Source organism: Streptomyces sp. NPDC093064 (assembly GCF_044754605.1).
Taxonomy (GTDB): domain Bacteria; phylum Actinomycetota; class Actinomycetes; order Streptomycetales; family Streptomycetaceae; genus Streptomyces.
On sequence record NZ_JBIVPK010000012.1, the window covers coordinates 141,420 to 167,772 of the forward strand.

21 protein-coding genes and 1 pseudogene are annotated in these 26,353 nt (G+C 71.0%); 15 read left to right on the forward strand and 7 right to left on the reverse strand.

Annotated features, from left to right (window positions below):
• The 8 genes from ACIQFZ_RS17215 to ACIQFZ_RS17250 all read left to right on the forward strand — a co-directional run bounded on the left by ACIQFZ_RS17215 (position 1) and on the right by ACIQFZ_RS17250 (position 10,003).
• A complete protein-coding gene (locus tag ACIQFZ_RS17215) occupies positions 1-903 on the forward strand; it encodes an ABC transporter permease (protein ID WP_365418728.1) in 903 nt (300 codons plus the stop codon).
• A gap of 38 nt (positions 904-941) precedes the next feature.
• Positions 942-1,757: an ABC transporter permease gene (locus tag ACIQFZ_RS17220; protein WP_383056868.1), complete on the forward strand. Its 816-nt coding sequence runs from the start codon at positions 942-944 to the stop codon at positions 1,755-1,757.
• Between the two features lie 63 nt (positions 1,758-1,820).
• A complete protein-coding gene (locus ACIQFZ_RS17225) occupies positions 1,821-2,819 on the forward strand; it encodes a LacI family DNA-binding transcriptional regulator (RefSeq protein WP_383056869.1) in 999 nt (332 codons plus the stop codon).
• A 110-nt stretch (positions 2,820-2,929) separates the two neighbouring features.
• The gene (locus tag ACIQFZ_RS17230) at positions 2,930-4,282 is read left to right on the forward strand and encodes an ABC transporter substrate-binding protein (RefSeq protein ID WP_402691571.1); all 1,353 of its coding nucleotides are present in this window, start codon (positions 2,930-2,932) and stop codon (positions 4,280-4,282) included.
• A 5-nt stretch (positions 4,283-4,287) separates the two neighbouring features.
• Positions 4,288-5,241, forward strand: coding sequence for a carbohydrate ABC transporter permease (locus tag ACIQFZ_RS17235; protein ID WP_402691572.1), 954 nt, complete (start codon positions 4,288-4,290; stop codon positions 5,239-5,241).
• Positions 5,238-6,113, forward strand: a complete 876-nt coding sequence (locus ACIQFZ_RS17240; protein ID WP_376408405.1) for a carbohydrate ABC transporter permease — start codon at positions 5,238-5,240, stop codon at positions 6,111-6,113. Before ACIQFZ_RS17235 ends, ACIQFZ_RS17240 begins: the two co-directional genes overlap by 4 nt.
• A gap of 29 nt (positions 6,114-6,142) precedes the next feature.
• Positions 6,143-7,750 carry an alpha-amylase family glycosyl hydrolase gene (locus tag ACIQFZ_RS17245; RefSeq protein WP_402691573.1) on the forward strand — a complete coding sequence of 536 codons (1,608 nt, stop codon included), beginning with the start codon at positions 6,143-6,145 and terminating at the stop codon, positions 7,748-7,750.
• 69 nt (positions 7,751-7,819) lie between these two features.
• Positions 7,820-10,003, forward strand: coding sequence for a discoidin domain-containing protein (locus ACIQFZ_RS17250; protein ID WP_402691574.1), 2,184 nt, complete (start codon positions 7,820-7,822; stop codon positions 10,001-10,003).
• Positions 10,004-10,090: 87 nt separating this feature from the next.
• On the opposite strand, the gene ACIQFZ_RS17255 is transcribed toward ACIQFZ_RS17250, so the two are convergent.
• Together ACIQFZ_RS17255 and ACIQFZ_RS17260 are read right to left on the reverse strand one after the other, a co-directional pair.
• Positions 10,091-10,753 (reverse strand): response regulator, encoded by a 663-nt coding sequence (locus ACIQFZ_RS17255; protein ID WP_402691575.1) that lies wholly within the window; start codon positions 10,751-10,753, stop codon positions 10,091-10,093.
• Positions 10,754-10,767: 14 nt separating this feature from the next.
• Positions 10,768-11,982, reverse strand: a complete 1,215-nt coding sequence (locus ACIQFZ_RS17260; RefSeq protein ID WP_402691576.1) for a sensor histidine kinase — start codon at positions 11,980-11,982, stop codon at positions 10,768-10,770.
• 108 nt (positions 11,983-12,090) lie between these two features.
• Here ACIQFZ_RS17260 and ACIQFZ_RS17265 point away from each other — a divergent pair, with 108 nt between their 5' ends.
• The 4 genes from ACIQFZ_RS17265 to ACIQFZ_RS17280 all read left to right on the forward strand — a co-directional run bounded on the left by ACIQFZ_RS17265 (position 12,091) and on the right by ACIQFZ_RS17280 (position 17,382).
• Positions 12,091-13,032 (forward strand): ABC transporter ATP-binding protein, encoded by a 942-nt coding sequence (locus ACIQFZ_RS17265; RefSeq protein ID WP_402691577.1) that lies wholly within the window; start codon positions 12,091-12,093, stop codon positions 13,030-13,032.
• Positions 13,033-13,034: 2 nt separating this feature from the next.
• Complete coding sequence (locus ACIQFZ_RS17270) at positions 13,035-13,769, forward strand: ABC transporter permease (RefSeq protein WP_402691578.1); 735 nt, start codon at positions 13,035-13,037, stop codon at positions 13,767-13,769.
• A 401-nt stretch (positions 13,770-14,170) separates the two neighbouring features.
• A complete protein-coding gene (locus ACIQFZ_RS17275) occupies positions 14,171-15,931 on the forward strand; it encodes an ABC transporter permease subunit (protein WP_365775234.1) in 1,761 nt (586 codons plus the stop codon).
• A gap of 68 nt (positions 15,932-15,999) precedes the next feature.
• Complete coding sequence (locus ACIQFZ_RS17280; protein WP_365418766.1) at positions 16,000-17,382, forward strand: nitrate/sulfonate/bicarbonate ABC transporter ATP-binding protein; 1,383 nt, start codon at positions 16,000-16,002, stop codon at positions 17,380-17,382.
• A 19-nt stretch (positions 17,383-17,401) separates the two neighbouring features.
• On the opposite strand, the gene ACIQFZ_RS17285 is transcribed toward ACIQFZ_RS17280, so the two are convergent.
• Both ACIQFZ_RS17285 and ACIQFZ_RS17290 read right to left on the reverse strand, forming a co-directional pair.
• Entirely contained in the window at positions 17,402-17,812 is a 411-nt protein-coding gene (locus ACIQFZ_RS17285) for a metalloregulator ArsR/SmtB family transcription factor (protein ID WP_365418769.1), read from the reverse strand.
• A gap of 4 nt (positions 17,813-17,816) precedes the next feature.
• Complete coding sequence (locus ACIQFZ_RS17290) at positions 17,817-19,655, reverse strand: phosphatidylglycerol lysyltransferase domain-containing protein (protein ID WP_402691579.1); 1,839 nt, start codon at positions 19,653-19,655, stop codon at positions 17,817-17,819.
• 249 nt (positions 19,656-19,904) lie between these two features.
• On the opposite strand from ACIQFZ_RS17290, the pseudogene rodA reads away from it, so the two are divergent.
• Positions 19,905-21,084 (forward strand): annotated as a pseudogene (gene rodA / locus ACIQFZ_RS17295) (rod shape-determining protein RodA).
• A gap of 10 nt (positions 21,085-21,094) precedes the next feature.
• Here the strand turns inward: rodA and ftsW are convergent.
• Both ftsW and ACIQFZ_RS17305 read right to left on the reverse strand, forming a co-directional pair.
• The gene (ftsW, locus tag ACIQFZ_RS17300) at positions 21,095-22,465 is read right to left on the reverse strand and encodes a putative lipid II flippase FtsW (protein ID WP_383058643.1); all 1,371 of its coding nucleotides are present in this window, start codon (positions 22,463-22,465) and stop codon (positions 21,095-21,097) included.
• A gap of 146 nt (positions 22,466-22,611) precedes the next feature.
• The gene (locus tag ACIQFZ_RS17305) at positions 22,612-22,998 is read right to left on the reverse strand and encodes a hypothetical protein (RefSeq protein WP_383058641.1); all 387 of its coding nucleotides are present in this window, start codon (positions 22,996-22,998) and stop codon (positions 22,612-22,614) included.
• A 146-nt stretch (positions 22,999-23,144) separates the two neighbouring features.
• On the opposite strand from ACIQFZ_RS17305, the gene ACIQFZ_RS17310 reads away from it, so the two are divergent.
• On the forward strand, positions 23,145-23,378 hold the full coding sequence (locus ACIQFZ_RS17310; protein WP_365418778.1) for a hypothetical protein: 234 nt from the start codon (positions 23,145-23,147) through the stop codon (positions 23,376-23,378).
• 151 nt (positions 23,379-23,529) lie between these two features.
• The gene (locus ACIQFZ_RS17315) at positions 23,530-25,071 is read left to right on the forward strand and encodes an LCP family protein (protein ID WP_383058640.1); all 1,542 of its coding nucleotides are present in this window, start codon (positions 23,530-23,532) and stop codon (positions 25,069-25,071) included.
• Positions 25,072-25,193: 122 nt separating this feature from the next.
• On the opposite strand, the gene ACIQFZ_RS17320 is transcribed toward ACIQFZ_RS17315, so the two are convergent.
• Positions 25,194-26,222, reverse strand: coding sequence for an LAETG motif-containing sortase-dependent surface protein (locus ACIQFZ_RS17320; protein WP_402691580.1), 1,029 nt, complete (start codon positions 26,220-26,222; stop codon positions 25,194-25,196).
• Positions 26,223-26,353 lie beyond the last annotated feature (131 nt).

Here is a 26,353-nt window from a genome sequence, read left to right on the forward strand (position 1 = left end):
ATGACCGTCACCGCCCAGGCCGCCGCACGGCAAGGCTCCAGGGCCACCGTCCGGCGGCTGGCCGGGATGCTGCACCGCCGCCCCCGGCTGCGCCTCTCCCTGCTGCTGACCGCCCCGCTGATGTGGCTGGCCGTGCTGTACCTCGGCTCGCTGACCGTGCTGTTCCTCTCCGCCTTCTGGACGACGAACTCCTTCACCTCCGAGGTCGTCAAGGTCTGGTCGGTGGACAACTTCCGCGCCCTGCTGACGACTTCCGTCTTCCACCAGGTGATCCTGCGCAGCGTCGGCGTGGCCCTGGCGGTCACCGCCCTGTGCGCGGTGATCGCCTTCCCGCTCGCCTTCTGCACCGCGCGCGTCGCCCGGCCCCGGTGGCGCCCCCTGCTCGTGGTCGCCATCCTCACGCCGCTGTGGGCGAGTTACCTGGTCAAGGTGTACGCCTGGCGGCTGATCCTGTCCCAGGGCGGGCTCGCGGACTGGATGCTGAGGCCGTTCGGGCTGAGCGGCCCCGGTTTCGGCCTGCCGGCCACCCTCCTCACCCTGACCTACCTCTGGCTGCCGTACATGATCCTGCCGATCCACACCGCGCTGGAGCAGCTTCCGGCCAACCTGCTCGACGCCTCCGCCGACCTCGGGGCGCGCCCCTGGCGCACCTTCCGGTCGGTGATCCTGCCGATGGTGCTGCCGGCGGTCGCCGCCGGGTCGGTCTTCACCTTCTCACTCAGCCTGGGCGACTACATCACCGTGCAGATCGTCGGCGGCAAGACCCAGCTGATCGGCAACCTCGTCTACTCCAACATCGAACTCAACCTGCCCATGGCCGCCGCGCTCGGCACGGTCCCCGTCGTCGTCATCCTGCTCTATCTGCTGGCGATGCGGCGCACCGGCGCCCTCAGCAGCCTCTGACCGTCCTCGGCAGCCTTCCCAGGGGGGTGTACCACGTCATGCAACTCTCCCGTGGCGCGCGTATCGCGCTGCGCGCCGCCGCCGCCTTCGGCTTCGCGGTGATCTACGTCCCGCTCCTGCTGGTCCTCGTCAACTCCCTCAACCCGGATCGCAGCGCCAGTTGGCCGCCGCCCGGCCTGACCCTGCACTGGTGGTCGGTGGCCTGGGGCAACTCGGGAGCGCGCGATGCCGTCTGGGTCTCGGTGAAGGCGGGCCTGGGCGCCACCGCGATCGCCCTGGTCCTCGGCACGCTCATCGCCTTCGCGGTGGCCCGGCACCGCTTCTTCGGCCGCGACACCCTCTCCTTCGCGGTCGTCCTGCCGATCGCGCTGCCCGGCATCGTCACCGGCATCGCCCTGAACTCCGCCTTCTCCACGGTGCTCCGGCCGCTCGGCGTCGGCCTCGGCCTGTTCACCGTGGTCGTCGGGCACGCCACCTTCTGCATCGTCGTCGTCTTCAACAACGTCGTGGCCCGGCTCCGCCGCACCTCCGGCTCCTACGAGGAGGCGGCGATGGACCTCGGTGCGAACACCTTCCGCGCCTTCGCCGACGTCACCTTCCCACTGGTGCGCTCGGCCCTGTTCGCCGGCGGCCTGCTCGCCTTCGCCCTGTCCTTCGACGAGGTCGTGGTCACCACCTTCACCGCCGGACCCGGCGTCGAGACCCTGCCCATCTGGATCTTCAACAACATGACCAGACCGCAGCAGGCCCCCGTGGTGAACGTCGTGGCGGCCGTACTGGTGCTCCTGTCCGTCCTCCCGATCTACGTCGCCCAGCGCCTGTCCTCGGACACGGCGACGGAGAGCAGGCTCTAGCAGGGCAGCGGTCGGCCTGCCTTTACGCAAGCAGTTTGCGTTTCTTGCGCTAGGCTTGCGTGTATGACGCGACGACTTGCGGAAGTGGCGAAGAAGGTCGGGGTCAGTGAGGCCACGGTCAGCCGGGTGCTCAACGGGAAGCCCGGAGTGTCCGACGCCACCCGGCAGGCGGTGCTCTCCGCGCTGGATGTGCTCGGGTACGAGCGGCCCACGCAGCTGCGCGGCGAGCGGGCCCGGCTGGTGGGCCTGGTCCTGCCCGAGCTGCAGAACCCGATCTTCCCGGCCTTCGCCGAGGCCATCGGCGGCGCGCTGGCGCAACTCGGGCTCACCCCGGTGCTGTGCACCCAGACCAAGGGCGGGGTCTCCGAGGCGGACTACGTGGAGCTGCTGCTGCAACAGCAGGTCTCCGGCGTCGTGTTCGCCGGCGGGCTGTACGCGCAGGCGGACGCGCCGCACGACCACTACCGGCGGCTCGCGGACCGCAAGATCCCCGTGGTGCTGGTCAACGCGGCCATCGAGGACCTCGGATTCCCCGCGGTGTCCTGCGACGACGCGGTCGCCGTGGAGCAGGCCTGGCGCCATCTCGCCTCCCTCGGGCACGAGCGGATCGGCCTGGTGCTCGGGCCGGGCGACCATATGCCGTCGGCGCGGAAGCTGGCCGCGGCCCGCGCCCTCGCGGGCGAGCTGCCCGAGGAGTACGTGGCCCGGGCGATCTTCTCCATCGAGGGCGGCCACGCGGCCGGGGCCAAGCTGATCGACCGCGGGGTGACCGGCTTCATCTGCGCCAGCGACCCGCTCGCGCTCGGCGTCGTACGGGCCGCCCGGCGCAAGGGACTCGACGTACCCGCCCAGATCTCCGTCGTGGGATACGACGACTCCGCGCTGATGAACTGCACGGAACCGCCGCTCACCACGGTGCGCCAGCCCATCGAGTCGATGGGCAAGGCCGCGGTCGAGCTGCTCAACGCGCAGATCGGCGGCACCTCCGTACCGGCCGACGAGCTGCTGTTCGAGCCGGAACTGGTGGTCCGCGGCTCCACCGCGCAAGCACCGCGCGCCTGAGATCCAGTCTACTGTCAAATAATTACAGATTCTGCGTGACATCTTGCGGACCACTGTCGCCGGTGCTTGAGTGTGCGGCGCCCACAGCTCCTGTCCAGAGGGGTCCACCGATGTCAAGTACCGGCTTCCGCCGCACCTTTGTGGCGATCGGCGTCTGTTCCTCCCTTGCCCTCGTCGCCACGGCCTGCGGGTCGTCGGACGACGAGTCGTCCGGCGGCAAGACCCGCATCACCGTCAACTGCGAGCCGCCCAAGAGCGCCAAGGTCGACCGGAAGTTCTTCGAGGAGGACATCGCCTCCTTCGAGAAGCGGAACCCGGACATCGACGTCGTCGCGCACGACGCCTTCCCCTGTCAGGACCCGAAGACGTTCGACGCCAAACTGGCCGGCGGCCAGATGGAGGACGTCTTCTACACCTACTTCACCGACGCCAAGCACGTCGTGGACATCAACCAGGCGGCCGACCTCACCCCGTACGTCAAGGAGCTGAAGAGCTACGACACCATCCAGCAGCAGCTGCGCGACATCTACACCGTCGACGGGAAGATCTACGGCATCCCGCGCACCGGCTACTCGATGGGCCTGATCTACAACCGCAAGCTCTTCGAGAAGGCGGGCCTCGACCCCGACAAGCCGCCGGCCACCTGGGAGGAGGTCCGCGCCGCCGCCAAGAAGATCGCCGCGCTCGGCGGCGGCACCGTCGGCTACGCCGACTACAGCGCCCAGAACCAGGGCGGCTGGCACTTCACCGCCGAGCTGTACTCGCAGGGCGGCGACGTCGTCGACGCCGACGGCAAGAAGGCCACCGTCGACACCCCCGAGGGCCACGCCGTCCTGCAGAACCTGCACGACATGCGCTGGGCCGACGACTCGATGGGCAGCAAGCAGCTCCTCGTCATCAACGACGTGCAGCAGATGATGGGTTCGGGCAAGCTCGGCATGTACCTCTCCGCCCCCGACAACATCCCGATCCTGGTCAAGGAGAAGGGCGGCAACTACAAGGACCTGGCCCTCGCCCCCATGCCCGGCGGCAAGGGCACGCTCATCGGCGGCGACGGCTACATGTTCAACAAGAAGGCCACACCCGACCAGATCCGCGCCGGCCTCAAGTGGCTCGACCACATGTTCCTCACCCCGGGCGCCGGCTTCCTCGGTGACTACGCCCGCGCCAAGAAGAACGACGGCCCGGTCGGCCTGCCCGAGCCGCGCCTGTTCACCGGCGCCGCCGACGCCAAGGACCAGGAGGTCAAGAAGGCCAACGCCAACGTCCCGGTGGAGAACTACCAGGCCTTCCTCGACGGCAACAAGAACATCCAGCTCAAGATCGAGCCGCCGAACGCCCAGCAGATCTACTCCGTCCTCGACGGCGTGGTCTCCGCCGTCCTCACCAAGAAGGACGCGAACATCGACCAGCTCCTCAAGGACGCCTCCGGCAAGATCGACAGCATCCTGGCCCGGAGCTGACGGCGATGACGAAGACGGCAGCGCGGCGATCCGCCCCGGCGGTCGCCGTACGCCCCCTCCCGGCCCCGCCCCCGGCAGGGGGCCGGGGGCGGCGGCGATTGCGCGACCAGCTCCACGCCTACGGATTCCTCCTCGGCGGCCTGGTCTGCTTCGCCCTGTTCTCCTGGTACCCGGCGATCCGCGCGGTCGTGATCGCCTTCCAGAAGTACACGCCGGGCTCCGAGCCCGAGTGGGTCGGCACCGCGAACTTCACCCGTGTCCTGCACGACCCGGAGTTCGCGGCGGCCTGGCGCAACACGCTCACCTTCACGCTGCTGGCCCTGCTCATCGGCTTCGCCGTCCCGTTCGTCCTCGCCCTGGTCCTCAACGAACTCCGCCACGCCAAGGCCTTCTTCCGGGTCGTGGTCTATCTGCCGGTGATGATCCCGCCGGTGGTGAGCGCCCTGCTGTGGAAGTGGTTCTACGACCCCGGCGCCGGACTCGCCAACGAGGCGCTGCGCTTCCTGAACCTGCCCACCTCGAACTGGACCAACGGCGCCGACACCGCCCTGGTCTCCCTGGTGATCGTGGCGACCTGGGCCAACATGGGCGGCACCGTCCTGATCTACCTGGCCGCGCTCCAGTCCATCCCCGGCGAGCTGTACGAGGCCGCCGAGTTGGACGGCGCGAACCTCCTCCAGCGCGTCCGGCACGTGACGATCCAGCAGACCAGGTTCGTCATCCTGATGCTGATGCTCCTTCAGATCATCGCCACCATGCAGGTGTTCACGGAGCCGTTCGTCATCACGGGCGGCGGCCCGGAGAACGCGACGGTCACCGTCCTCTACCTGATCTACAAGTACGCCTTCCTCTACAACGACTTCGGCGGGGCCTGCGCGCTCAGCGTGATGCTCCTGGCCCTGCTCGGCGCATTCTCCGCCGGCTACCTGCGGCTCACCCGCTCCGAGGGGGACGCATGAGCACCCGGACCCTCGTCTCTCCGGCCGTCCTGGCCCGCCCGCGCGGGAAGGCCGTCTACTGGACCGTGTTCACCGGTGTCGTCCTGCTCTTCGCGCTCGCCTTCCTCTTCCCGGTCTACTGGATGGCGACCGGCGCGATGAAGTCGCCGGACGAGGTCGCGCAGACCCCGCCCACTCTGCTGCCGAAGCGCTGGCACCTCGACGGCTTCACCGACGCCTGGGACCTGATGCAGCTCCCGCAGCACCTGTGGAACACGGTGGTGCAGGCCGCCGGTGCCTGGGCGTTCCAGCTGGTCTTCTGCACGGCCGCCGCCTACGCCCTGTCCAAGCTGAGACCCGCCTTCGGCAACGTGGTCCTCGGCGGCATCCTGGCCACCCTGATGGTCCCGGCCCAGGCCCTGGTCGTACCGAAGTACCTGACGGTCGCCGACCTGCCGCTGATCCACACGAGCCTGCTCAACGACCCCCTCGCGATCTGGCTGCCGGCCGTCGCCAACGCCTTCAACCTCTATCTCCTCAAACGGTTCTTCGACCAGCTCCCGCGGGACGTGCTGGAGGCCGCCGAGATCGACGGCGCCGGACGGCTGCGCATCCTGTGGTCGGTGGTGCTGCCCATGTCCCGGCCGGTCCTCGGCGTAGTCTCGATCTTCGCGCTGGTCGCCGTGTGGCAGGACTTCCTCTGGCCGCTGATGGTCTTCTCCGACACCGACAAGCAGCCGATCAGCGTGGCCCTCGTCCAGCTGTCGCAGAACATCCAACTGACCGTGCTGGTAGCCGCGATGGTGATCGCCAGCATTCCGATGGTCGCCCTGTTCCTCGTCTTCCAGCGGCACATCATCGCCGGGATCAGCGCCGGCAGCACCAAGGGCTGACACGGCCCCTCGACAGAAAGGCACGCACTGTGGGACAGCCCACCCATGCCCGGAAGCAGACCGACTGGTGGCGCTCCGCCGTCATCTACCAGATCTACGTGCGCAGTTTCGCGGACGGCGACGGGGACGGCACCGGCGACCTCGCCGGAGTCCGCGCGAAGCTCCCGTACCTCGCCGAACTCGGCGTCGACGCCCTGTGGTTCAACCCGTGGTACCTGTCGCCGATGAAGGACGGCGGCTACGACGTCGCCGACTACCGGGCCATCGACCCGGCCTTCGGAACCCTCGCGGAGGCGGAGAAGCTGATCTCGGAGGCCCGGGAACTGGGCATCCGCACCATCGTCGACGTCGTTCCGAACCACGTCTCCGACCAGCACCCGTGGTTCCGCGCCGCGCTCGCCGCGCCGCCGGGCAGTCCGGAGCGCGAACTGTTCCACTTCCGCGTGGGGCGCGGCAAGCACGGCGAACTGCCGCCCAGCGACTGGCCGTCCCAGTTCGCCGGCTCCACCGAACCGGTGTGGACCCGGCTGCCCGACGGCGACTGGTACCTGCACCTGTTCACACCCGAGCAGCCCGACCTCAACTGGGCCCATCCGGCAGTCCGCCAGGAGCACGAGGACATCCTGCGCTTCTGGTTCGAGCGGGGCGTCGCGGGCGTCCGCATCGACTCGGCCGCCCTGCTCGCCAAGGACCCCGCGCTGCCGGACTTCGTCGAGGGCCGCGATCCCCACCCGTTCGTCGACCGCGACGAACTCCACGACATCTACCGCTCCTGGCGGGCCGTGGCCGACGCCTACGGCGGCGTCTTCGTCGGTGAGGTGTGGCTGCCCGACCCGGAGCGTTTCGCCCGCTACCTGCGCCCCGACGAACTCCACACCGCCTTCAACTTCTCCTTCCTGTCCTGTCCCTGGGACGCGGGACGGCTGCGGGACTCGATCGACACCACGCTCGCCGAGCACGCCCCCGTGGGGGCACCCGCCACCTGGGTGCTGTGCAACCACGACGTCACCCGCACGGTCACCCGCTACGGCCGCGCCGACACCGGCTTCGACTTCGCCACCAAGGCCTTCGGCACCCCCACCGACCTGCCCCTCGGCACCCGCAGGGCCCGCGCGGCCGCCCTGCTGTCCCTGGCCCTGCCCGGCTCCGTCTACGTGTACCAGGGCGAGGAACTCGGCCTGCCCGAGGCCGACATCCCCCTCGACCGCGTCGAGGACCCGATGCACTTCCGCTCCGGCGGCACCGACCCCGGCCGCGACGGCTGCCGGGTCCCGCTGCCCTGGGCGGCCGACGCGCCGTACGCCGGCTTCGGCTCCCACGAGGAACCGTGGCTGCCGCAGCCCGCCGACTGGCCCGCGTACGCCGTCGACCGGCAGCAGCGCGACCCCTCCTCGATGCTCACCCTCTACCGGGAGGCGATCCGCCTCCGCCCGGCCTTCGGCGATGCCCCCCTGACCTGGCTGCCCGCCCCCGAAGGAGTCCTCGCCTTCACCCGCTCGGCGGGCACGACCTGTGTCGTCAACCTCGCCGCCGCGCCCGCCGAACTCCCCGGACACACAGAACTCCTGCTGCGCAGCGGCCCCTTGGACGAGAACGGCCATCTCCCACAGGACACGGCGGTCTGGCTGCGCGCCTGAATCCGCGCAGCCGGCCCGTCGCAACGCACGGCGCTATCCCCGTACCCCCCACCACGAAGGGATCAGCACATGCACGCGAACACCAGGGCCAGATCAGCCCGGCGCCTGCCGGCCATCGGGGCGAGCGTCGCCCTCGCCGCCGGCATGCTCGTCACCCTCGGCGCACCCGCCGCCCACGCCGCGGCCGGCGCCACCCTCCCCTTCACCTCGGTCGAGGCCGAGTCCGCCACCACGAGCGGGACCAGGATCGGGCCGGACTACACCCAGGGCACCCTGGCCTCCGAGGCCTCCGGACGCCAGGCCGTCCGGCTGGCCACCGGGCAGCGCGTGGAGTTCACCGTGCCGCGGGCCGCCAACGCCGTGAACGTCTCCTACAGCGTCCCCGACGGCCAGTCCGGCACGCTCAACGTGTACGTCAACGGCACGAAGCTGACCAAGACGCTCGCGGTCACCTCGAAGTACTCCTACGTCGACACCGGCTGGATCGCCGGCGCCAAGACACACCACTTCTACGACAACGCCCGGCTGCTGCTGGGGCAGAACGTCCAGCCCGGCGACAAGGTCGCCGTCGAGGCCGCCAACGTCCAGGTCACCGTGGACGTCGCCGACTTCGAGCAGGTCGCCGCGGCAGCCTCCCAGCCCGCCGGATCGGTCTCCGTCACCTCCAAGGGCGCCGACCCCAGCGGCCAGGGCGACTCCACCCAGGCCTTCCGGGACGCCATCTCCGCCGCACAGGGCGGCGTGGTGTGGATCCCACCGGGCGACTACCGGCTCACCTCGTCCCTCGGCGGTGTCCAGAACGTCACCCTCCAGGGCGCGGGCAACTGGTACTCGGTCGTGCACACCTCCCGTTTCATCGACCAGTCCAACTCCTCGGGGAACGTGCGCATCAAGGACTTCGCGGTCATCGGCGAGGTCACCGAGCGCGTCGACTCCAGCCCCGACAACTTCGTCAACGGCTCGCTCGGACCGAACTCCTCCGTCTCCGGCATGTGGCTCCAGCACCTGAAGGTCGGCCTGTGGCTGACCGGCAACAACGACAACCTCGTCGTCGAGAACAGCCGCATCCTCGACACCACCGCCGACGGCCTCAACCTCAACGGCACCGCCAAGGGCGTGAAGGTCCGCAACAACTTCCTGCGCAACCAGGGCGACGACTCGCTCGCCATGTGGTCGCTGTACGGTCCGGACACCAACAGCAGCTTCGAGAACAACACCATCTCGCAGCCGAACCTCGCCAACGGCATCGCGATCTACGGCGGCACGGACATCACGGTGAAGGACAACCTGATCTCCGACACCAACGCCCTCGGCAGCGGCATCGCGATCTCCAACCAGAAGTTCCTCGACCCCTTCTCACCGCTGGCCGGCACCATCACCGTGGACGGCAACACGCTGGTGCGCGCCGGCGCGATGAACCCCAACTGGAACCATCCGATGGGCGCGCTGCGCGTCGACTCCTACGACAGCGCCATCAACGCCACCGTCCGCGTCACCAACACCACGATCACCGACAGCCCGTACAGCGCCTTCGAGTTCGTGTCGGGCGGAGGTCACGGCTACCCGGTCAAGGGCGTCACCGTCGACGGCGCGACCGTGAAGAACACCGGCACGGTCGTCGTCCAGGCCGAGGCGCAGGGCGCGGCGACCTTCCGGAGCGTCACCGCCACCGGCGTGGGCGCCGCGGGCATCTACAACTGCCCCTACCCGGCCAACTCGGGCAGCTTCGCGCTGACCGACGGCGGCGGCAACTCCGGCTGGAACTCCACCTGGTCGGACTGCTCGACCTGGCCGCAGCCGGGCCAGGGCAACCCCGACCCCGACCCGGGCCGCAACCTCGCCAAGGGCCGCCCGGCCACCGCCACCGGCTCCCAGGACGTCTACACCCCGGGCAACGCGGTGGACGGGAACGCCAACACCTACTGGGAGTCCACCAACAACGCCTTCCCGCAGTCCCTGACGGTCGACCTGGGATCGAACCAGGCCGTACGCCGACTGGTGCTGAAGCTGCCGCCGTCCTCGGCCTGGGGCGCCCGTACCCAGACCATCACCGTGCAGGGCAGCACCGACGGCTCGACCTACTCCACCGTCGTCGGCTCCCAGGGCTACCGCTTCGACCCGGCCACCGGCAACACGGCCACCGTGTCATTGCCGGGCAACACCAACCTCCGCTGGCTCCGCCTGACCGTCAGCGCCAACACCGGCTGGCCCGCAGGCCAGTTCAGCGAAGTGGAGGCCTACCTGACCCCGTGACCGCCGGTGTCCCGCGCTTCGCCGCCCGGAGCAGGACGAGGCGCCGCGAACGCGGCGAAGCGCGGGACCACCCGCTCGCCCCGAGGCTCAGCCCGGGGCGACGAAACCGGATTCGTACGCCGCGATGACCGCCTGTGTGCGGTCGCGGGCGCCGAGTTTGGCCAGCAGGGAACTCACGTGGGACTTGATGGTCTCGGTGCCCACCACCAGGCGCGCGGCGATCTCCGCGTTCGACAGGCCGCGCGCCATGAGACGCAGTACCTGCCCCTCCCGCTCGGTCAGCGCGGCCCGCTCCATGGCCGTCCGGGCCGCGGCGTTGCCGTGGTCCTCGCCGTACCGGGTGGCCAACTCGCGCAGCGCCGCCGGGAACAGCAGGGAGTCGCCCGCGGCCACCAGCCGTACCGCGTGCACGATCTCCGCCGGCCGCGCCCGCTTGAGCAGGAAGCCGTCGGCGCCCGCGCGCAGCGCCCCGTACACGTACTCGTCGTTCTCGAAGGTCGTCACCACCACGATCTTCGGCGGGTCCGGCACGGTGCGCAGCACGGCCCGGGTGGCCTCGATGCCGTCCATCAGCGGCATCCGTACGTCCATGGCCACGACGTCGGGGCGCAGTTGCCGCACCAGGGGGATCACGGCGGCCCCGTCGGCCGCCTCGCCCACCACCTCGATGTCCGGCTGCGCCTCCAGCACGGCCCGCAGGCCCGCCCGTACGAGCGGTTCGTCGTCGACGAGGAGAACGGTGATCGGCATCCGGCCAGCGTAGATCAGCGCAGTGGCAGGTCGACGCGCACCAGCCACCAGCCGTCGTCCTGCCCCGCCTTGGCCTCGCCGCCGAGCAGTGCCGCTCGCTCCCGGATTCCGCGCAGCCCGCGGCCGCCACCCGCGCCGGCCGCGGAGACCGCCCCGGTCAGCGGATTGCGCACCTCCAGCCGCAGCCGTGCCTGCTCCACGGCGATGCGTACGCGGACGTGGACGGGCCCCGCGTGCCGCAGCACGTTGGTGAGCGCCTCCTGGAGCATCCGGTAGCCCTCGCGGGAGACCGGCCCGGGCACGTCCTCCAGCGGCCCGGTCACCTCGGCGTCGACCCGAGCGCCCGAGGACCGCGCGGATTCCAGCAACCGGTCCGCCTCACCGAGGGCGGGACGAGGGCCGGTCGGCCGTCCCGCGTCCCGCAGCATGAGCAGAACCTTTTCCAGGTCCTCCAGCGCGGCCCGGCCGGTCTCCTCGATGGCCTCCAGCGCCCGGTCGGTGAACTCCGGGTCGGCGGCCGCCCGGGCGGCACCCGCCTGGACCACGGCCAGAGTCAGCGCGTGGCCGAGGGAGTCGTGCAACTCCTGTGCGATCCGGTTGCGTTCCAGCAGCCGCTCGGTGCGCTCCTCCAGCCCCGACAGACGCTCCCTGACCGACGGCCCGAGCAGGCGGCGGGCGGCCTGGGCCATGAGGGCGCCCGTTGCGGCGGCCATCGCGAGCAGTATCAGCACGGGCGCCGGGACGAGGAGGGCGTACCACCAGCCGGACCCGGGAACCTGAAGGAACGGGTCGGCGACGGTGGGATCCCCGGCGGCCGCCCCGACGAGCGACAGTGAGAACGCCATCAACTGGCCGGACACCAGCGCGACCGCGAGTCCCGCCTCCATGCGCAGCACCATCCAGGCACCGGTTCTGGCCCGGTCGGTCCACGAGGCGGACGGCGCGGCGGAGACCCCCGGATCCTCCTCGCCCCTCACCCGCGCGTGCGGCCCGGGGAACAGCATCAGCCGCGCCTGGAGCCCCTCCGCACGGCGGATCGAGGGCACCAATGCCACGGCCAGGACCAACGGGACCGGAAGGAGCGCGATCAGTGCCCAGTCGCCGGGCGTCGGAGCGACCAGGCCGGGATAGACCATGGCGCAGACGAACGGCACGATCGACCCCACCAGCAGGTGGAGCCAGCGGGTGTAGGTGACCGCACGTGTCAGCGGTGACAGCAGGCCGAGCATGCGGTCATCCTGGCAGAGCGGGCGGGACCGGCGGCTCCCCCGGACGGGGGAGGCGGTCTCCTCCGGCGGGGGAGGCCCGGCCCCCGCTCGTCGGGCCAGGCTGAAGCCATGACCAGCATCCATGTGCAGGGCCTCACCAAGGAGTACGGCGGCACCCGGGCCGTCGACCGTCTGACGTGCACCATCGAACCGGGCCGGGTCACCGGGTTCCTCGGTCCCAACGGCGCCGGCAAGTCCACCACCATGCGGCTCGTCCTCGGCCTCGACCGCCCCACCGCCGGCTCCGCCACCGTGGGGGGCCGCCCCTACACGGCCCTGAGTGAACCCCTGCGCACCGTCGGCGCGCTGCTGGACGCGCAGGCGGCCCACGGTTCCCGTACCGCCCGCGACCAGTTGCGCTTCCTCGCCGTCAGCAACCGCATCCCGGCCCGCCGCGTGGACGAGGTGCTCGAGGAGACCGGTCTCGCCACGGTGGCACGCCGCCGCATCCGTACCTTCTCCCTCGGCATGCGCCAGCGTCTCGGCGTCGCCGCCGCGCTCCTCGGCGACCCGCCCGCCCTCATGCTGGACGAACCCGCCAACGGCCTCGACCCGGAAGGGATCGTCTGGATCCGCGAGTTGCTGCGCCGGCTGGCCCGGGAGGGCCGCACGGTCCTGGTCTCCAGCCACCTGATGAACGAGACCGCGGCCTTCGCCGACCACCTCGTCGTGCTCGGCCGGGGCCGGCTCCTCGCCGACACCGCCATGGAGGACTTCATCGAACAGCACAGCCACCCGCGCGTCCGGGTGCGCGCCGGCGCCCCCGCCCGGCTGCGGGCCGTGCTGCTGGCCGAGGGGTACGCGGTGGCGGACGGCGACGGCGGCCCGCTGGTGGTCGACGGCGCCAGAGCCGAGCAGGTCGGAGCCGTCGCCGCCCGCGAAGGCATCCCGATCCTCGAACTCACCGACGAACGGGCCTCCCTGGAGCAGGCCTATCTCGCACTCACGACCGGCGAGGCCGAGTTCGCCGCCGCGGCCGCCGCGTCCCCGACCACCCCGCAGGAGGTGTGACCATGTCCGTCACCGCTGTTCTCCACTCCGAGTGGATCAAGATCCGGTCGGTCCGGGCGAGCTTCGGCTCGCTCATCGCGGTCTTCGCCGCCACCCTGGCCATCACCCTGCTCGTCTACTCCACCGTCGGCCGGGCGGAGGCGATCGGCGGCGAGGATCCTCTCTTCGGAGCCTTCTACGCGATCAACTTCGCGCAGATCGCCGCCATCGCCTTCGGGGCCACCGCCGTCTCGTCCGAGTACGCGGGGGGCGCCCTGCGGATCTCCCTGTCGGCCGTGCCGCGCCGGGGCCTGCTCTGCGCGGCCAAGGCGGCGGTCGTGGGTGCCGCCTCCCTCGCCGTGGGGCTCGTGACCGGATTCACCACCTTTCTCGTGGGCCAGGCGTTCCTGGGGGAGTACGCCATCGGCCTCGGCTCGCCGGGAGCGCTGCGGGCCTGTGTCGGCGCCGGGATCTACCTCGCCCTGATGGCCCTGTTCGCCGCGGGACTCACCTTGCTGCTGCGCAGCGCCGTCGCGGTGCTCAGCCTGCTCATCCCGTTCATCCTGATCGTGTCCTTCGTGATCGGGGACATCGCCGAGGGCGCCTCCCGCTATCTGCCCGACCGGGCCGGACAGCAGGTCCTGCACCAAGAGGCGGCGGGCGGCCTCGGCCCCTGGACGGGGCTCGCGGTGACGGCGCTGTGGGCGGCGGCCGCGCTGCTGGCCGGCTGGTGGGCGGTGCGCCGCCGCGACGCCTGACATCCGGGCCCCGGGGGCTCTCGACCGCCGGGGCCGCTCTATTTGCGTATCGACGCAATAAACGGCACACTGCCTGTCGGCACCCGCCTGTCGCGCCGTGCGCGAGGCCCGTGCTCCCCGACGGAACCGCATGGCTGAACGGAGGCACTCGTGGACATCGACCCACCCAGTCCGAGCGGCCTCCTCGGCAGTCTCTGACCGCCGCCCAGGTCGTCCGCTTTCTTCTTTCGCTTCTCTTTCCTCCTCCTTCTTTGCCTCTTCTCCTCTTCTTCTCTTTTCGCCGCTTTCTCGCCGTACCCTGTCATGTCGGCCCTGGGCGAGCTCCACCCGCTTCGCGGTGCGCTCGCACCAGGGCACCCATGTGCCGCAGTCCGGGCGAAGCGCGGTTGGAGGTGCCTGTGATGTCGTTCCGGACGAGTGCGCCCGCCTCGCGGTCGCGGGCCTCGTTCCCCGCCCGGTTCGCCGGCGGTCTGTCCCGGATGACCTGGGTGGACCTGGTCGTCGCCGCCGCGGTGGTGGTGCTGCTGTACCTCACCCTGCGAGTGGGGAAAGGGATCACGGTCTCGTTCTCCACCAGCCAGTCGGCGAAGGTGGACACCGGCGTCGGCCAACTGCCCTATGACGCCGCCCGCTCGCTGCTGCGCATGTTCGTCGCCCTGGCCCTTTCCACGGCGTTCACCTTCGTCTACGCCTACGCCGCCGCCAAGAGCCGCCGTCTGGAACGGGTCCTGATTCCGGCGCTGGACATCCTTCAGTCCGTGCCGGTGCTGGCGTTCCTGACGGTGGCGGTGACCGGGTTCGTCGCCCTGTTCCCGGGCTCGATGCTCGGCCTGGAGTGTGCCGCGATCTTCGCCATCTTCACCTCCCAGGCGTGGAACATGACGTTCGGCTTCTACCACTCCCTCACCTCGCTGCCCCGCGAGCTGGACGAGCTGTCACGGTCGTTCGGCTTCACCCGGTGGATGAGGTTCTGGAAGGTGGAGCTGCCCGCCGGGATGATCAGCCTGGTCTGGAACGGCATGATGAGCTTCGGTGGCGGCTGGTTCTTCCTCGTCGCCTCCGAGGCGGTCACCCTCGGTCACACCGACTACGCCCTGCCCGGGGTCGGCTCCTACGCCGGGGCCGCGATCGCCGACGGCGACCTGGCCAAGGTCGGCTGCGCCATCCTCACCATGGCGGTCATGGTGATCGGGGTGAACTTCCTGTTCTGGCGGCCGCTGACCGCCTGGGCGGAGAAGTTCAAGATCGAGCAGTCCGAGGCCAGCGAGGTGCAGCGGTCGGTCGTCCTGGACTTCCTGCGGCGCTCCGACTGGCCCCGGCTCGCCGGCCGCCTGCTGCGCCCCGTCGGCCGGGCGCTGAGCCGGGCCGGGAGCGTCTTCGGCACCGACGACCGGCCGCTCGTGGTGCCGCGCGGCAAGCGGCGCGCCGGAGACGTCGCCTTCGCCCTGGTCGCGGGCGGGCTGGTCGTCTGGGGCCTGGTCGACCTCTGCCTCTACCTGTACGACCGCACGGGCCTGGGCGTGTTCGGCGAGCCGCTGCTGCTCGGGCTCGCCACCCTGGCCCGCGTCGCCGTCCTGGTGGCCGTGGCCACGGTGGTGTGGGTGCCGATCGGCGTGAAGATCGGCTTCTCGCCCCGGCTGACGAGGATCGCCCAGCCGGTGGTGCAGGTGCTGGCGTCCTTCCCGGCGAACTTCCTCTTCCCCCTGGCCGTGTGGTGCTTCCTCCGAACCGGCCTGAGCATCGACATCGGCGGCATCTTCCTGATGGCGCTGGGCGCCCAGTGGTACATCCTCTTCAACACCATCGCCGGCGCCATGGCGATCCCCACCGACCTGCGCGAGGCCATGGACGACCTCGGGGTGAGAGGCTGGCAGCGCTGGCGGCGGCTGATCATCCCCGGCATCTTCCCCTCCTACGTCACCGGCGGCATCACCGCCTCGGGCGGCGCCTGGAACGCCTCCATCGTCGCCGAGGTCGTCACCTTCGGCGGCGTCACGCTCACCGCCACGGGCCTGGGCGCCTACATCGCCCGCGCCACGGAGGAGGGCAACCATCCCCAGCTGATCGCGGGCGTCGTCGTGATGAGTGCCTACGTCGTCTGCCTCAACCGCTTCCTCTGGCGCCGCCTGTACCGACTGGCAGAGTCCCGGTACTCCCTGTGATCCCCTTCCGTCCGCACCCCGGGCCCACCCGTAGTCCTGTCTCCGCACCCCACAGCTTGGACCCTGCCATGGCGATGAACACCCTTCCGGCCACCGAGAACACCCGCCCGGCCGACGGCGAACTGCTGCTGGAGACCGTCGGCCTGACGAAGTCGTACGCCGGCGCCGACGGCGAACTGCCCGTGCTCTCCGGCATCGACCTCGAGATCCGCGCGGGTGAGGTCGTCGCGCTGCTGGGCAAGTCCGGCTCGGGCAAGTCGACGCTGCTGCGCTGCATGGCCGGACTCGTCCCGGCCAGCTCCGGCACCGTCAGCTACAAGGGCGCCGCGCTGACCGGCGCCAACCCCGGTACGGCGATGGTGTTCCAGACCTTCGCGCTGCTGCCCTGGCTGACCGTGCAGCAGAACGTCGAACTCGGCCTGGAGGCCAAGGGCGTGCACCCCGTGGAGCGCGCCGAGGCCGCCCGCCTGGCCATCGACCTGATCGGCCTGGACGGCTTCGAGTCCGCCTACCCCAAGGAGCTGTCGGGCGGCATGCGCCAGCGCGTCGGCTTCGCCCGCGCGCTGGTGGTCGAGCCGGACGTGCTGATGATGGACGAGCCGTTCTCCGCCCTGGACGTGCTCACTGCGGAGAACCTGCGCGGCGAGCTGATGGAGCTGTGGGAGTCCGGCCAGTTCCCCACCCGGGCCATCGTGCTGGTCACCCACAACATCGAGGAGGCGGTCCTGATGGCCGACCGGATCGTGGTGCTCGGCTCCCGCCCCTACGGCACTATCCGGGAGGTGTTCGAGGTCGGCCTGGACCGGCCACGCGACCGAAACTCCGCCGCCTTCGAGGACATGATCAACCGCGTCTACCGCACCATGACCGGCCGGCAGAAGGAGGGCCGTACCCCCGGCCGCCAGGAGCCGGCCGACCTGGAGAGGCGGACGGTGGCCAACACCCCGCTGCCGCAGGCGAGCGTGGACGGGCTGTCGGGCCTGGCGGAGCTGGTGCTGCACCGCGGCGGGCGCTGCGACCTCGCCGATCTCGCCGACGACCTCGGCCTCGAGGTCGACGACATCCTGCCCCAGGTCGACGCCCTGGACCTGCTCGGTTTCGCCGGGTTCAGCGGCAACGACCTGCTGCTCACCGACACCGGCACCGCGTTCGCCGGGGCCGACGTCCAGGAGTCGAAGACCATCTTCGCCCGGGCCGCGATCCAGTTGCCGCTGGTCAAGGTGATCACCAGCAGTGTGCGCGGTAAGGCCGACGGCACCGCGCGGGCCGGCTTCTTCCGCGATCTGCTGGCCCATCACTACACCAGCGAGCAGGTCGACCAGCAGTTGGAGACGGCCACCGACTGGGGCCGCTACGCCGAGTTGTACGCCTACGACGCCGGCCCCGAGGAGTACCGCCGCGACGACACCGGCGACGCGGCCGGACCCACGGGCACCCAGTACCCCGCCTGAGCACCGTGAGGAGGCAGCCTCACGGGGTGCCGCCCAGGGCCGGGCGGTGTGAGAGCGCCGGGTTGGTGGCGGCGGCCCGCCGGGGTGCGAGCGCGCTCTCCTCGCCGTCGGGGCCGCCGGTTCCCGGGCCACCGTCTTCGGCACCCGCGAGGTGCGCGGCCTCCAGCAGCGGACGCACTCCCGCGGCCCGGTAGAAGATACGCGTGCCCTCCCGGCGTGTCGTCACCAGACCGGCTGCCCGGAGTTTGGCCAGGTGCTGGGACGTCGCGGCCACGTGGGCGCCCAGCATCTGGGCCAGCTCGCTCACCGGCTGCTCACCGTTGCTGAGTGCCCACAGCAGCCGGTAGCGGGAGGGGTCCGCCACAGCCTTGAGCACGGCCACCGCCCGGTCTGCCGCCTCGGCGTCCCACACCTGTCCTTGCGCATCCATGCAACTAGGATACCGGTGGCCCTCCGGGCGGCTCGAACGCGGCGGGCTCCGCCTCGGCGGGCTTCGCCTCCGAGGACACGGGTACGGGCTTCGGCCGCCGGGGCTTTTGCCGCCACGGGGTGGGCCAGGACAGATTGAGGAACGCCTCGGCCTGGAGCGCGGCCAGGCTGATGCGGAGCAGGTCGCGGGCTGTGGGGTAGACCAGGAAGCGCGGCTCCCACTGGGGCTGGAACTTGGCGTTGAACTTGTACAGCGACTCGATCTGGAACCAGCGGGAGAGGAACAGCAGCAGGCCGCGCCAGGCGCGCAGGGCCGGTCCGGCGCCCAGGCGCTCACCGCGGGCGAGGGCGGCGCGGAACATGGCGAAGTTCAGCGAGACACGGTTGACACCGAGGCCGGGCGCCTCCTGGAGGGCCTTGACGATGAGGAGTTCGTTCAGCCCGGGGTCGGCGGTGCGGTCGCGGCGCATCAGGTCCAGGGAGATCCCGTCCCGGCCCCAGGGCACGAAGTGCAGGACCGCGCGGATGTCCCCGCCGGGCGCGGGGGCGCCGGCGTCCGGTTCCTTGTGGGCGGTGACGACTACGCAGTCGCCGTCGCCCACTTCGCCGAAGCGGCCGAGGGCCATGGAGAAGCCGCGCTCCACCTCGGTGCCGCGCCAGGCGGCCGCCGCGGCGCGGATCTGCTCGGTCTCCTGCTCGGACAGGTCGCGCACGCGGCGGATGCGGCAGGTGTAGCCGCCCCGCTCGATGCGGTTGACCATCTGCCGGACATTGCGCATCGGCCGCCCGGACAGGGTGAAGGCGCCGGTGTCGACGACGGCCTCGTCGCCGATCTCCAGCGCGTTCAGGCCGGCTTCGCGGGTCCACACCTCGCCGCCGGTCTCGCTGCACCCCATCACCGCGGGGACCCAGGCGTGCCGGGCGGCGGTGTCCATGAACTCCTTGATGGCGCCCGGCCAGGCCTCCACGTCGCCGATCGGATCGCCGCCCGCGAGCATCACGCCGGACACCACCCGGTAGGCGATCGCCGCCTTTCCGGTGGGGGAGAAGAGCACGTTCTTGTCGCGGCGCAGCGCGAAGTAGCCCAGCGAGTCCCGCTCGCCGTGCCGTTCCAGCAGGGCGCGCAGCCGCCGCTCCTCGTCGTCGCCGAGGACGGGTACGGGTGTGGAGGGGCGCAGTGCGAGGTAGAGGGTGGTGGCCGCGGTCAGCAGGCCGAGCCCGGCGAGCGAGAAGTACACGAGGTCGCTGGTGCGCTCGCTGGAGTAGTGCACCGGTCCCTCGATGCCGATCAGACCGTAGGCGACGTGCTGGATACGGTCGGACAGCGAGGCCGCGACGACCTTCCTGGGGTGCGCGCCGACGATCAGCAGTCCCGCGCCGAAGCTGAAGGCGCTCAGCAGGAGGAAGTTCCACACCGCCCGCCACCGGGTGCGCGGGTCGGACAGCGCGTAGAACTCCCGGCGGGCGACGAGCAGCAGTACGAACAGCAGCACCGTGACGGCGCCGGGCACATGCTGGTGCCAGCGCAGCAGTTGCAGTGCCGCGCCCGTGGGCAGCAGGATCATCACCGCCCGCCAGGCCCGCCGTTTGCGGCGCCGCAGGGCGTGCGCCAGCATCACCATCAGCACGCCCACGATCAGCGAGGCGGCGGTGGCCAGGGTGGACACGGCCCCGGGCAGGGCGACGGCCAGAGTCTGCACTCGCGCGTGCCGCATACGCGGGAAGATCGCCCCCGCGACGTCGAGTGCGCCCACGAGCAGGCACAGGTAACCGGCCACGGCGGGCACTCGGTGGTATGAGACGGCGCGAAGACGGTTCCGCGAGGAGCCTTCGTCAGTGGTCACGGAGTCCTTCACGAGGGGCCAGCGTAGAGCCTGCTGAGCAGGTGTGACCACGGGCGGGGGCCGGTGAACACGCAATCCTTCGGCGTGCTTCACTTAACGGATTGCGCAACTGGGCGATGATGGCGTTCCGTGCCGTGCGGGATCCGGGACAGCCTGCCGGGGCGCGGCCGGAGCGAACCGGAGTGCGGCGGATCGAACCAGAGCGAACCAGAGTGAAGGAGAGCCGCGATGGAGGTCGGGAGCGGGCTCATGGGGCCGGGGGCCGTCCGGGGGACGTTCCGGCGCGCGGGACCGCGGCCGCCTACGGCCTTCGGTTCGGTCCTGCGGCGGCTGGACTGGCCGCTGCTGGGCGCCGCGCTGGCGCTGTCGGTGCTCGGCTCGCTGCTGGTGTACTCCGCGACCCGCGGCCGCACCCAGCTGACCGAGGGCGACCCGTACGCCTTCCTGACGCGCCATCTGATCAACACCGCCATCGGGATCGCCCTGGCCGTCGGCACCATGTGGCTGGGCCCGCGCAGGCTCCGGGACCTCGTCCCCGTCCTGTACGGCGTCACGCTCCTGCTGGTCCTCGCGGTGCTGACTCCGCTGGGCGCCACGATCAACGGGTCACGCCGCTGGATCATGATCGGCGGGATGTCCATCCAGCCGGCGGAGTTCGTCAAGGTCGCCATCGTGCTGGCCATGGCCGTGCTGCTGGCCACCAAGGTGGACACGGGCGACCGGCCGGGCCCGGACAGCCGCAGCGTCCTGGAGTCCCTGGCGGTGGCCGGCGTGCCCGCCCTGCTGGTCCTGCTCACGCCGGACCTCGGGCAGTTCATGGGCATCGGTGTGATCGTGCTCGGGGTGCTGCTCGCCTCCGGTGCCTCCACGCGCTGGGTCACCGGGCTGCTCGCGGCCGGAGTCCTGGGTGCCGTGGCGGTGTGGCAGCTGCATCTGCTGGACCAGTACCAGATCAACCGGTTTGCCGCGTTCGCCGATCCCGCCCTCGACCCGTCCGGGGTCGGCTACAACACCAGCCAGGCCAGGATCGCCATCGGGGCCGGCGGCCTGCTGGGCCAGGGGCTGTTCCACGGAGCGCAGACCACCGGGCAGTTCGTGCCCGAGCAGCAGACCGACTTCGTCTTCAGTGTGGCCGGGGAGGAGTTGGGCTTCCTGGGTGCCGGGGCGCTGATCGCCCTGCTCGGCGTGGTGCTCTGGCGCGCACTGCGCCCGCGCCTGCCCCGACCTGTACGGAACGGTGGTCGCCACCGGCATCGTGGCCTGGCTGGCCTTCCAGGCGTTCGAGAACATCGGCATGAACCTCGGCATCATGCCGGTCACCGGACTGCCGCTGCCGTTCGTCAGCTACGGCGGCTCGTCGATGTTCGCCGGCTGGGTGGCCGTGGGCATCCTCCAGGGCATCCGTCTGCAACGCCCGCTGGCTGCCTGACCCCAGCACCTCAGCGGCGGCGCCGGGGGCGGCGCAGCAGGGCCGAGCGGACCCGGCGCTTGCGGCCCTCCAGTGCCGTACGGACGGCGGGTTCGCTGCGGGCCGCGGCGAGCAGGAGCCCCACCGCGTACAGGGTCGCGATCAGCGAGCTGCCGCCGTAGGAGAACAGCGGCAGGGGCACGCCCGCGATGGGCACCAGCCCCAGGACGCCGCCGAGGTTGATGAAGGTCTGCACCGCGAGCCAGGTGACGATGCCGCCGGTCGCCAGGCGGACGAACGGGTCGTTGCGGCGGGTGGCGATGCGCAGGCCGCCCGCGAACAGCGCGGCGAACAGGGCCAGTACGGACAGGGTGCCGAACAGACCCAGTTCCTCCCCGGTGACGGCGAAGATGAAGTCGGTGTGCGGCTCGGGCAGTTGGCCCCACTTCTCCACGCTGGCGCCGATTCCGTTGCCGAACAGGCCGCCCGTCGACAGCGCGTACAGGCCGTGCACCACCTGCCAGCACTGGTCGTTCGGGCCCGGGTCGCTCGCGCCGAGGCAGGCGAACCGGGACACCCGGTGCGGGGCGGTCATGATCAGTACGGTGGCCAGGAGCGCCGTGCCCGTCAGGGCGGCCCCGAAGAGCCGCAGCGGCGCACCGGCCAGCCACAGCAGACCGAACAGCACGGCGCACAGGATGACCGCGGTCCCCATGTCCCCGCCGAGCATCATCAGTCCCAGCAGCAGCAGGGCACCGGGCGCGAGCGGCACGAGCAGGTGCTTCCACTGGCCCAGCAGCTTGTGCTGCTGCTTGCGGGCCAGCAGGTCCGCGCCCCATACGACGAACGCGACCTTGGCGAACTCGCTGGGCTGGAGCACGAACGGTCCGCCCAGGTCGAGCCAGTTGGTGTTGCCGTTGACGGTCCGCCCCAGCCCCGGCACCTGCACCAGCGCCAGCAGCAGTACGGACCCGGCCAGCAGCGGATAGGCCAGCCACCGGTGCGTCTTCACCGACATGCGGGCGGCCGGCACCGCCAGCGCTGCGCCGATCACCGCGGCCATGATCTGCCGACGCAGATAGTAGGTCGGCGGCAGACCGGAGCGCAGCGCCTGGATCTGCGAGGAGGAGAACACCATCACCAGCCCCAGGCCGGCGATCAGGGCCGCACTGCCCGCCACCAGGTAGAAGCCGGTGAGCGGCCGGTCCCAGGCCCGCCGCAGCCGCGCGAGGGCGCGGCGCGGGAGCGCGGTGGGGTCGGGCATCCGTCTCGCACGCCCGCCGCGCGGCCGGCCCGCCGGTTCCGGGGCCCGCGGCGGGGCCTGTCGGCGTCCACGCGCCGCCGGGGCGCCCTGGGTGCCCGGCACGCGCTTCTTCGCGCGGACACTCTGTGAATTGCGCATGTGTGCAACCGTAGAGCCGCGGGAGCGGTCCCCCTCGGTGCGGCGCTCCGGTGCCGGTGCCGAATCGCCGTTTCGCGGCACGCGTGAATGCGCCCGCGGCCCCGGCCGCGCGGAACGTGCTGTCATCGTGGTCGTCCGCCGTCCCGTCAGGAGCGCGGCGCGCGACCGCGCCGGAACGGGTTCCAGAGCCGGCGTGGTCCGCGGCCCGAGGCCCGTGGCCCGCCGTCCAGCAGGAGGCGGGCGGTGTCCTCGGGGCCCAGGGGGGCACGGCCGGGGCGGCGGGTCCAGAAGAGGGCCAGGTGGCGCTCCAGATCCTCCCGGCCGTCCTCCTCGGTGCGCGCGGCCAGGACCAGGCCTTCCTCGCCGTCCGGGGCGCGCAGGTCGACGAGGCACCCCTCGACGGTGAAGGCCGTGTACTCCCCGTCCACCACGTCCATGGCCTCCAGTCCGTCCTCCGTGGCCCGGAGTGAGGGGAAGACGGCAAGTTCCTCGTCCCGGTCGAAGACCATGACGATGTCGGCAGGATGGCTCACGTCGCCCATCATCCCCGGTCAGGACCCCAATTGGCCAGCGGGGCAAGGGTGATGGCGGATTATGGGCCCGACGGCTCCCACCCCGAAGCCCCGGGGGGCGGGAAATCTCCTCGGGTCAACAATTGCGCAACCCTTAAACTGTCCCCATGGAATCTGGTGGTGGCGTCATGGGGCAGGAGGCCGCGGTGCTCGTGGGCGGGCCGGCGGACGGGATGCGGGTCAAGGTCGCCGGGCGGCCATGGGTGCTTCAGGTGTCGTTTCCTTGCCAAGCAGAGGCGCCGCGGGGTGACGTGCGCGTGGAGGCGGTGTACGTCTACCGCCGCGACGTGCGAGTGAAGGGCGAGCCCCTGCGGTACGGCTTCGACGTGGCCAGCCCCTGACCGGTCCCGCCGGATCGGAGGTGCGGGCGGGCCGGTCGCGCACCCCGTTGCGGAGCCCCCTCATCAACTGTTGCTACATTGCGCAACTGTACAACCATTGGGTGGGGTCAGTCGTCCCCTCTGTACGAGTACGACGGATGAGGGTGCGCGCATGACGACCAGCCACAAGACCGCTCCTTCGCGCCGCCGGAGCAGGGGCGTCCCACCCCAGCGCGGGGGTGGCTCCCGCCGCCGCGCCTCCGGCGGCCGCAAGCGCGCACGGACGACCCTCGTCATGGCGCTGTCCCTGGTGGTGCTCGGCACGGCGGGTCTGGGCTGGCTCTATCTGAAGCTCAACGGCAACATCAACACCTTCGGCGCCGACGGCCTGTCCAGCGACCGGCCCGAGGTCGGCTCGTCCAAGGGTGAGAACGTCCTGGTCATCGGCTCCGACGCGCGCGTGGGCGGCAACGACGCTCTCGGTGGCGGCAGCAAGGACGACATCGGCCGCTCCGACACCGCGTTCCTGCTGCACGTCTACGCCGACCACCGGCACGCTCTCGCCGTGTCCATCCCCCGGGACACCCTGGTCACCATCCCGCCCTGCAAGCTCCCCGGCGGCGGCTGGACCGAGCCGCAGCCGAACACGATGTTCAACGCCGCGTACTCCGTGGGCAACACCGCCGAGGGCAACCCCGCCTGCAGCCAGAACACCGTCGAGCACCTCACCGGGCTGCGCGTGGACCACACCGTCGTCGTCGACTTCAAGGGATTCGCCGCGCTCACCGACGTGGTGGGCGGGGTGCCGGTGTGCGTGCCGCAGGACATCTACCAGAAGGACCTCAACCCCAACCGGGCCACCCGCGGCTCGCTGCTGTTCAGCAAGGGCGAGCAGAAGGTCTCCGGGAAGCAGGCGCTGGACTGGGTCCGCATCCGGCACGGCATCGGCGACGGCTCCGACATAGGCCGGATCAAGCGCCAACAGGCGTTCGTCGCCAGCCTCATCAAGAAGGTCAAGGCCGACGGGTTCACCCCGACCAAGCTGTTCCCCCTCGCCGATGCCGCCACCAAGTCGCTCACCGTGGACCCCGGTCTGAGCTCGGCCGACAAGCTGCTGTCGTTCGCGATGTCGCTGAAGGACGTTGACCTGCACAACACCAAGTTCGTCACCATCCCGTGGCGCTATGAGGGTGCGCGGGTCGCCATCGTGGAGCCGGACGCCTCCGAACTGTGGGCCGCGCTCAGGGCCGACCGCACCATCGACGGCAAGGACGCGGGCGGCAAGAAGAACAAGAAGGGCAAGGCGGGTGCCTCCGCATCCCCGGACGCCGGTCAGGGCGACTTGGGGAAGGGCATCGACGTGGATGTCTACAACGGCACCACCAACCCCGGCCTCGCCATCCGCGGCGCGTCCGTCCTCACCGGCCGCGGCTTCACCGTCACCGGCACCGGTAACGCGGGCAGCCAGAACCACGCCACCACCCTCGTCCAGTACGGTCCCGGCCGGCAGGCCGAGGCCGAGACGGTCGCCAAGCTCTTCCCCGGGGCCGAACTCCAGGCCCTGACCGGCCCGGGCATCAACGTGGTGCTGGGTGAGGACTTCACGGCCGCCGCGGACGGCGCCTCGGCCGCGCCGACCTCCGTGCCCACGTCGGTGGCGGCGGACGCCCGCTCGGCCGACGACGACCTGTGCTCCAACTTGTCCTACGGGTAGGACAGAGCGCCGGCGCGGCGCTCTGTCCGCCCGGCTCGGTCGGCAGCCGGCCGCCGACGGCGAAGGGCCGCACCCGCTCTTGCGGGTGCGGCCCTCGTGTTTCAGCGCGTCAGGGACGCGAATCAGGCCGTGGCAGCGCCGCTGCCGGCCTTGCGGCGACGCACGACGAACACGGCGCCCGCGCCGACGGCGACCGCGGCGCCGCCCGCCACCGCGATCATCGGCAGCGCCGAGCTGGAGCCGGTCTCGGCGAGGTGGCCCTGCGGGACGATCTCGTTGTCGCCGGCGGGCTTGGCCGGCAGCGGCTTCCGGCCGCCCTGCGGCTTGGCGTCGCCCGGGGTGCCCGCGTTCGAGCCGGCGGCGAGGACGTCGAACTGGTAGAAGTCGTCGTCGCTGGCGAAGACGCAGTTGCCCTTGTCATCGGCGTACATGCCGATGGAGATGGCGAAGCCCAAGCCGGCCGGGGCCTTCTTGTCCACGCTCAGCCGCAGGTCGATGGAGAAGGACTCCTTGGCCTGGACATCGGTGTAACCGAGGTAGCCGCTGGTCTCGTCGTTCACGTCCACCGAGATGTTCTGCCACGTGCCGGTGGTCGGGTCCTGGTACTGCAGGGTGAGGAAGCGCGACTCGTCCGTGTACTTCTTGTCGTCGATCAGGGCCGCGAACACACCCATGTCGACGCGCTTGTAGGTGTTGTTGCCGGAGTTCTTGACGTTCAGCTTGAAGTTGTGGAATCCGCTGCCCGCGGTGATCTTCGAGGGCAGGCCGGACAGGCTGGTGCGCAGGTTCTTGTCCTGCTTCAGGTCTTCGGTGTCGTTGCACGCCTGCGGGCCCGGCGTCTCGGACGGCGAGGCGCTGGGGGTGGCCGACTCCTTGTCGGTGGTGCCCTCGTCCTTCGAGTCGGACCCCGTGTTCGCGGACTTCTTGCCGGTGTCGTTCGACTTGTTGTCGTCGCCGGTGGTGGTGGTGGTGGTGTCGTCGGCGCTCTTCGACGGGTCCTCGGTCGTGGTGGTGTCGTCGGCGCTCTTCGACGGGTCCACGGTCTCGGTGGTGTCGTCGGCGCCGGTGGATCCGCCCGGGTTGTCGGTCGTCTCGGCGGCCGTCGGGGTCGGAGACTCCGTGGCGAAGGCGGCGGGGGCCGCAAGAAGCACAGCGGGTGTGATGGCTGCCGTGGCTGCTGCGAGCGCCAGAGAGCGGCGAATCTTCATTGCGAACCTCGAAAAACTGAGTGGCCGATGTATTCGCACAGGAGATCGCCGAGGGCCGTGAAAGGTTGCCCAGA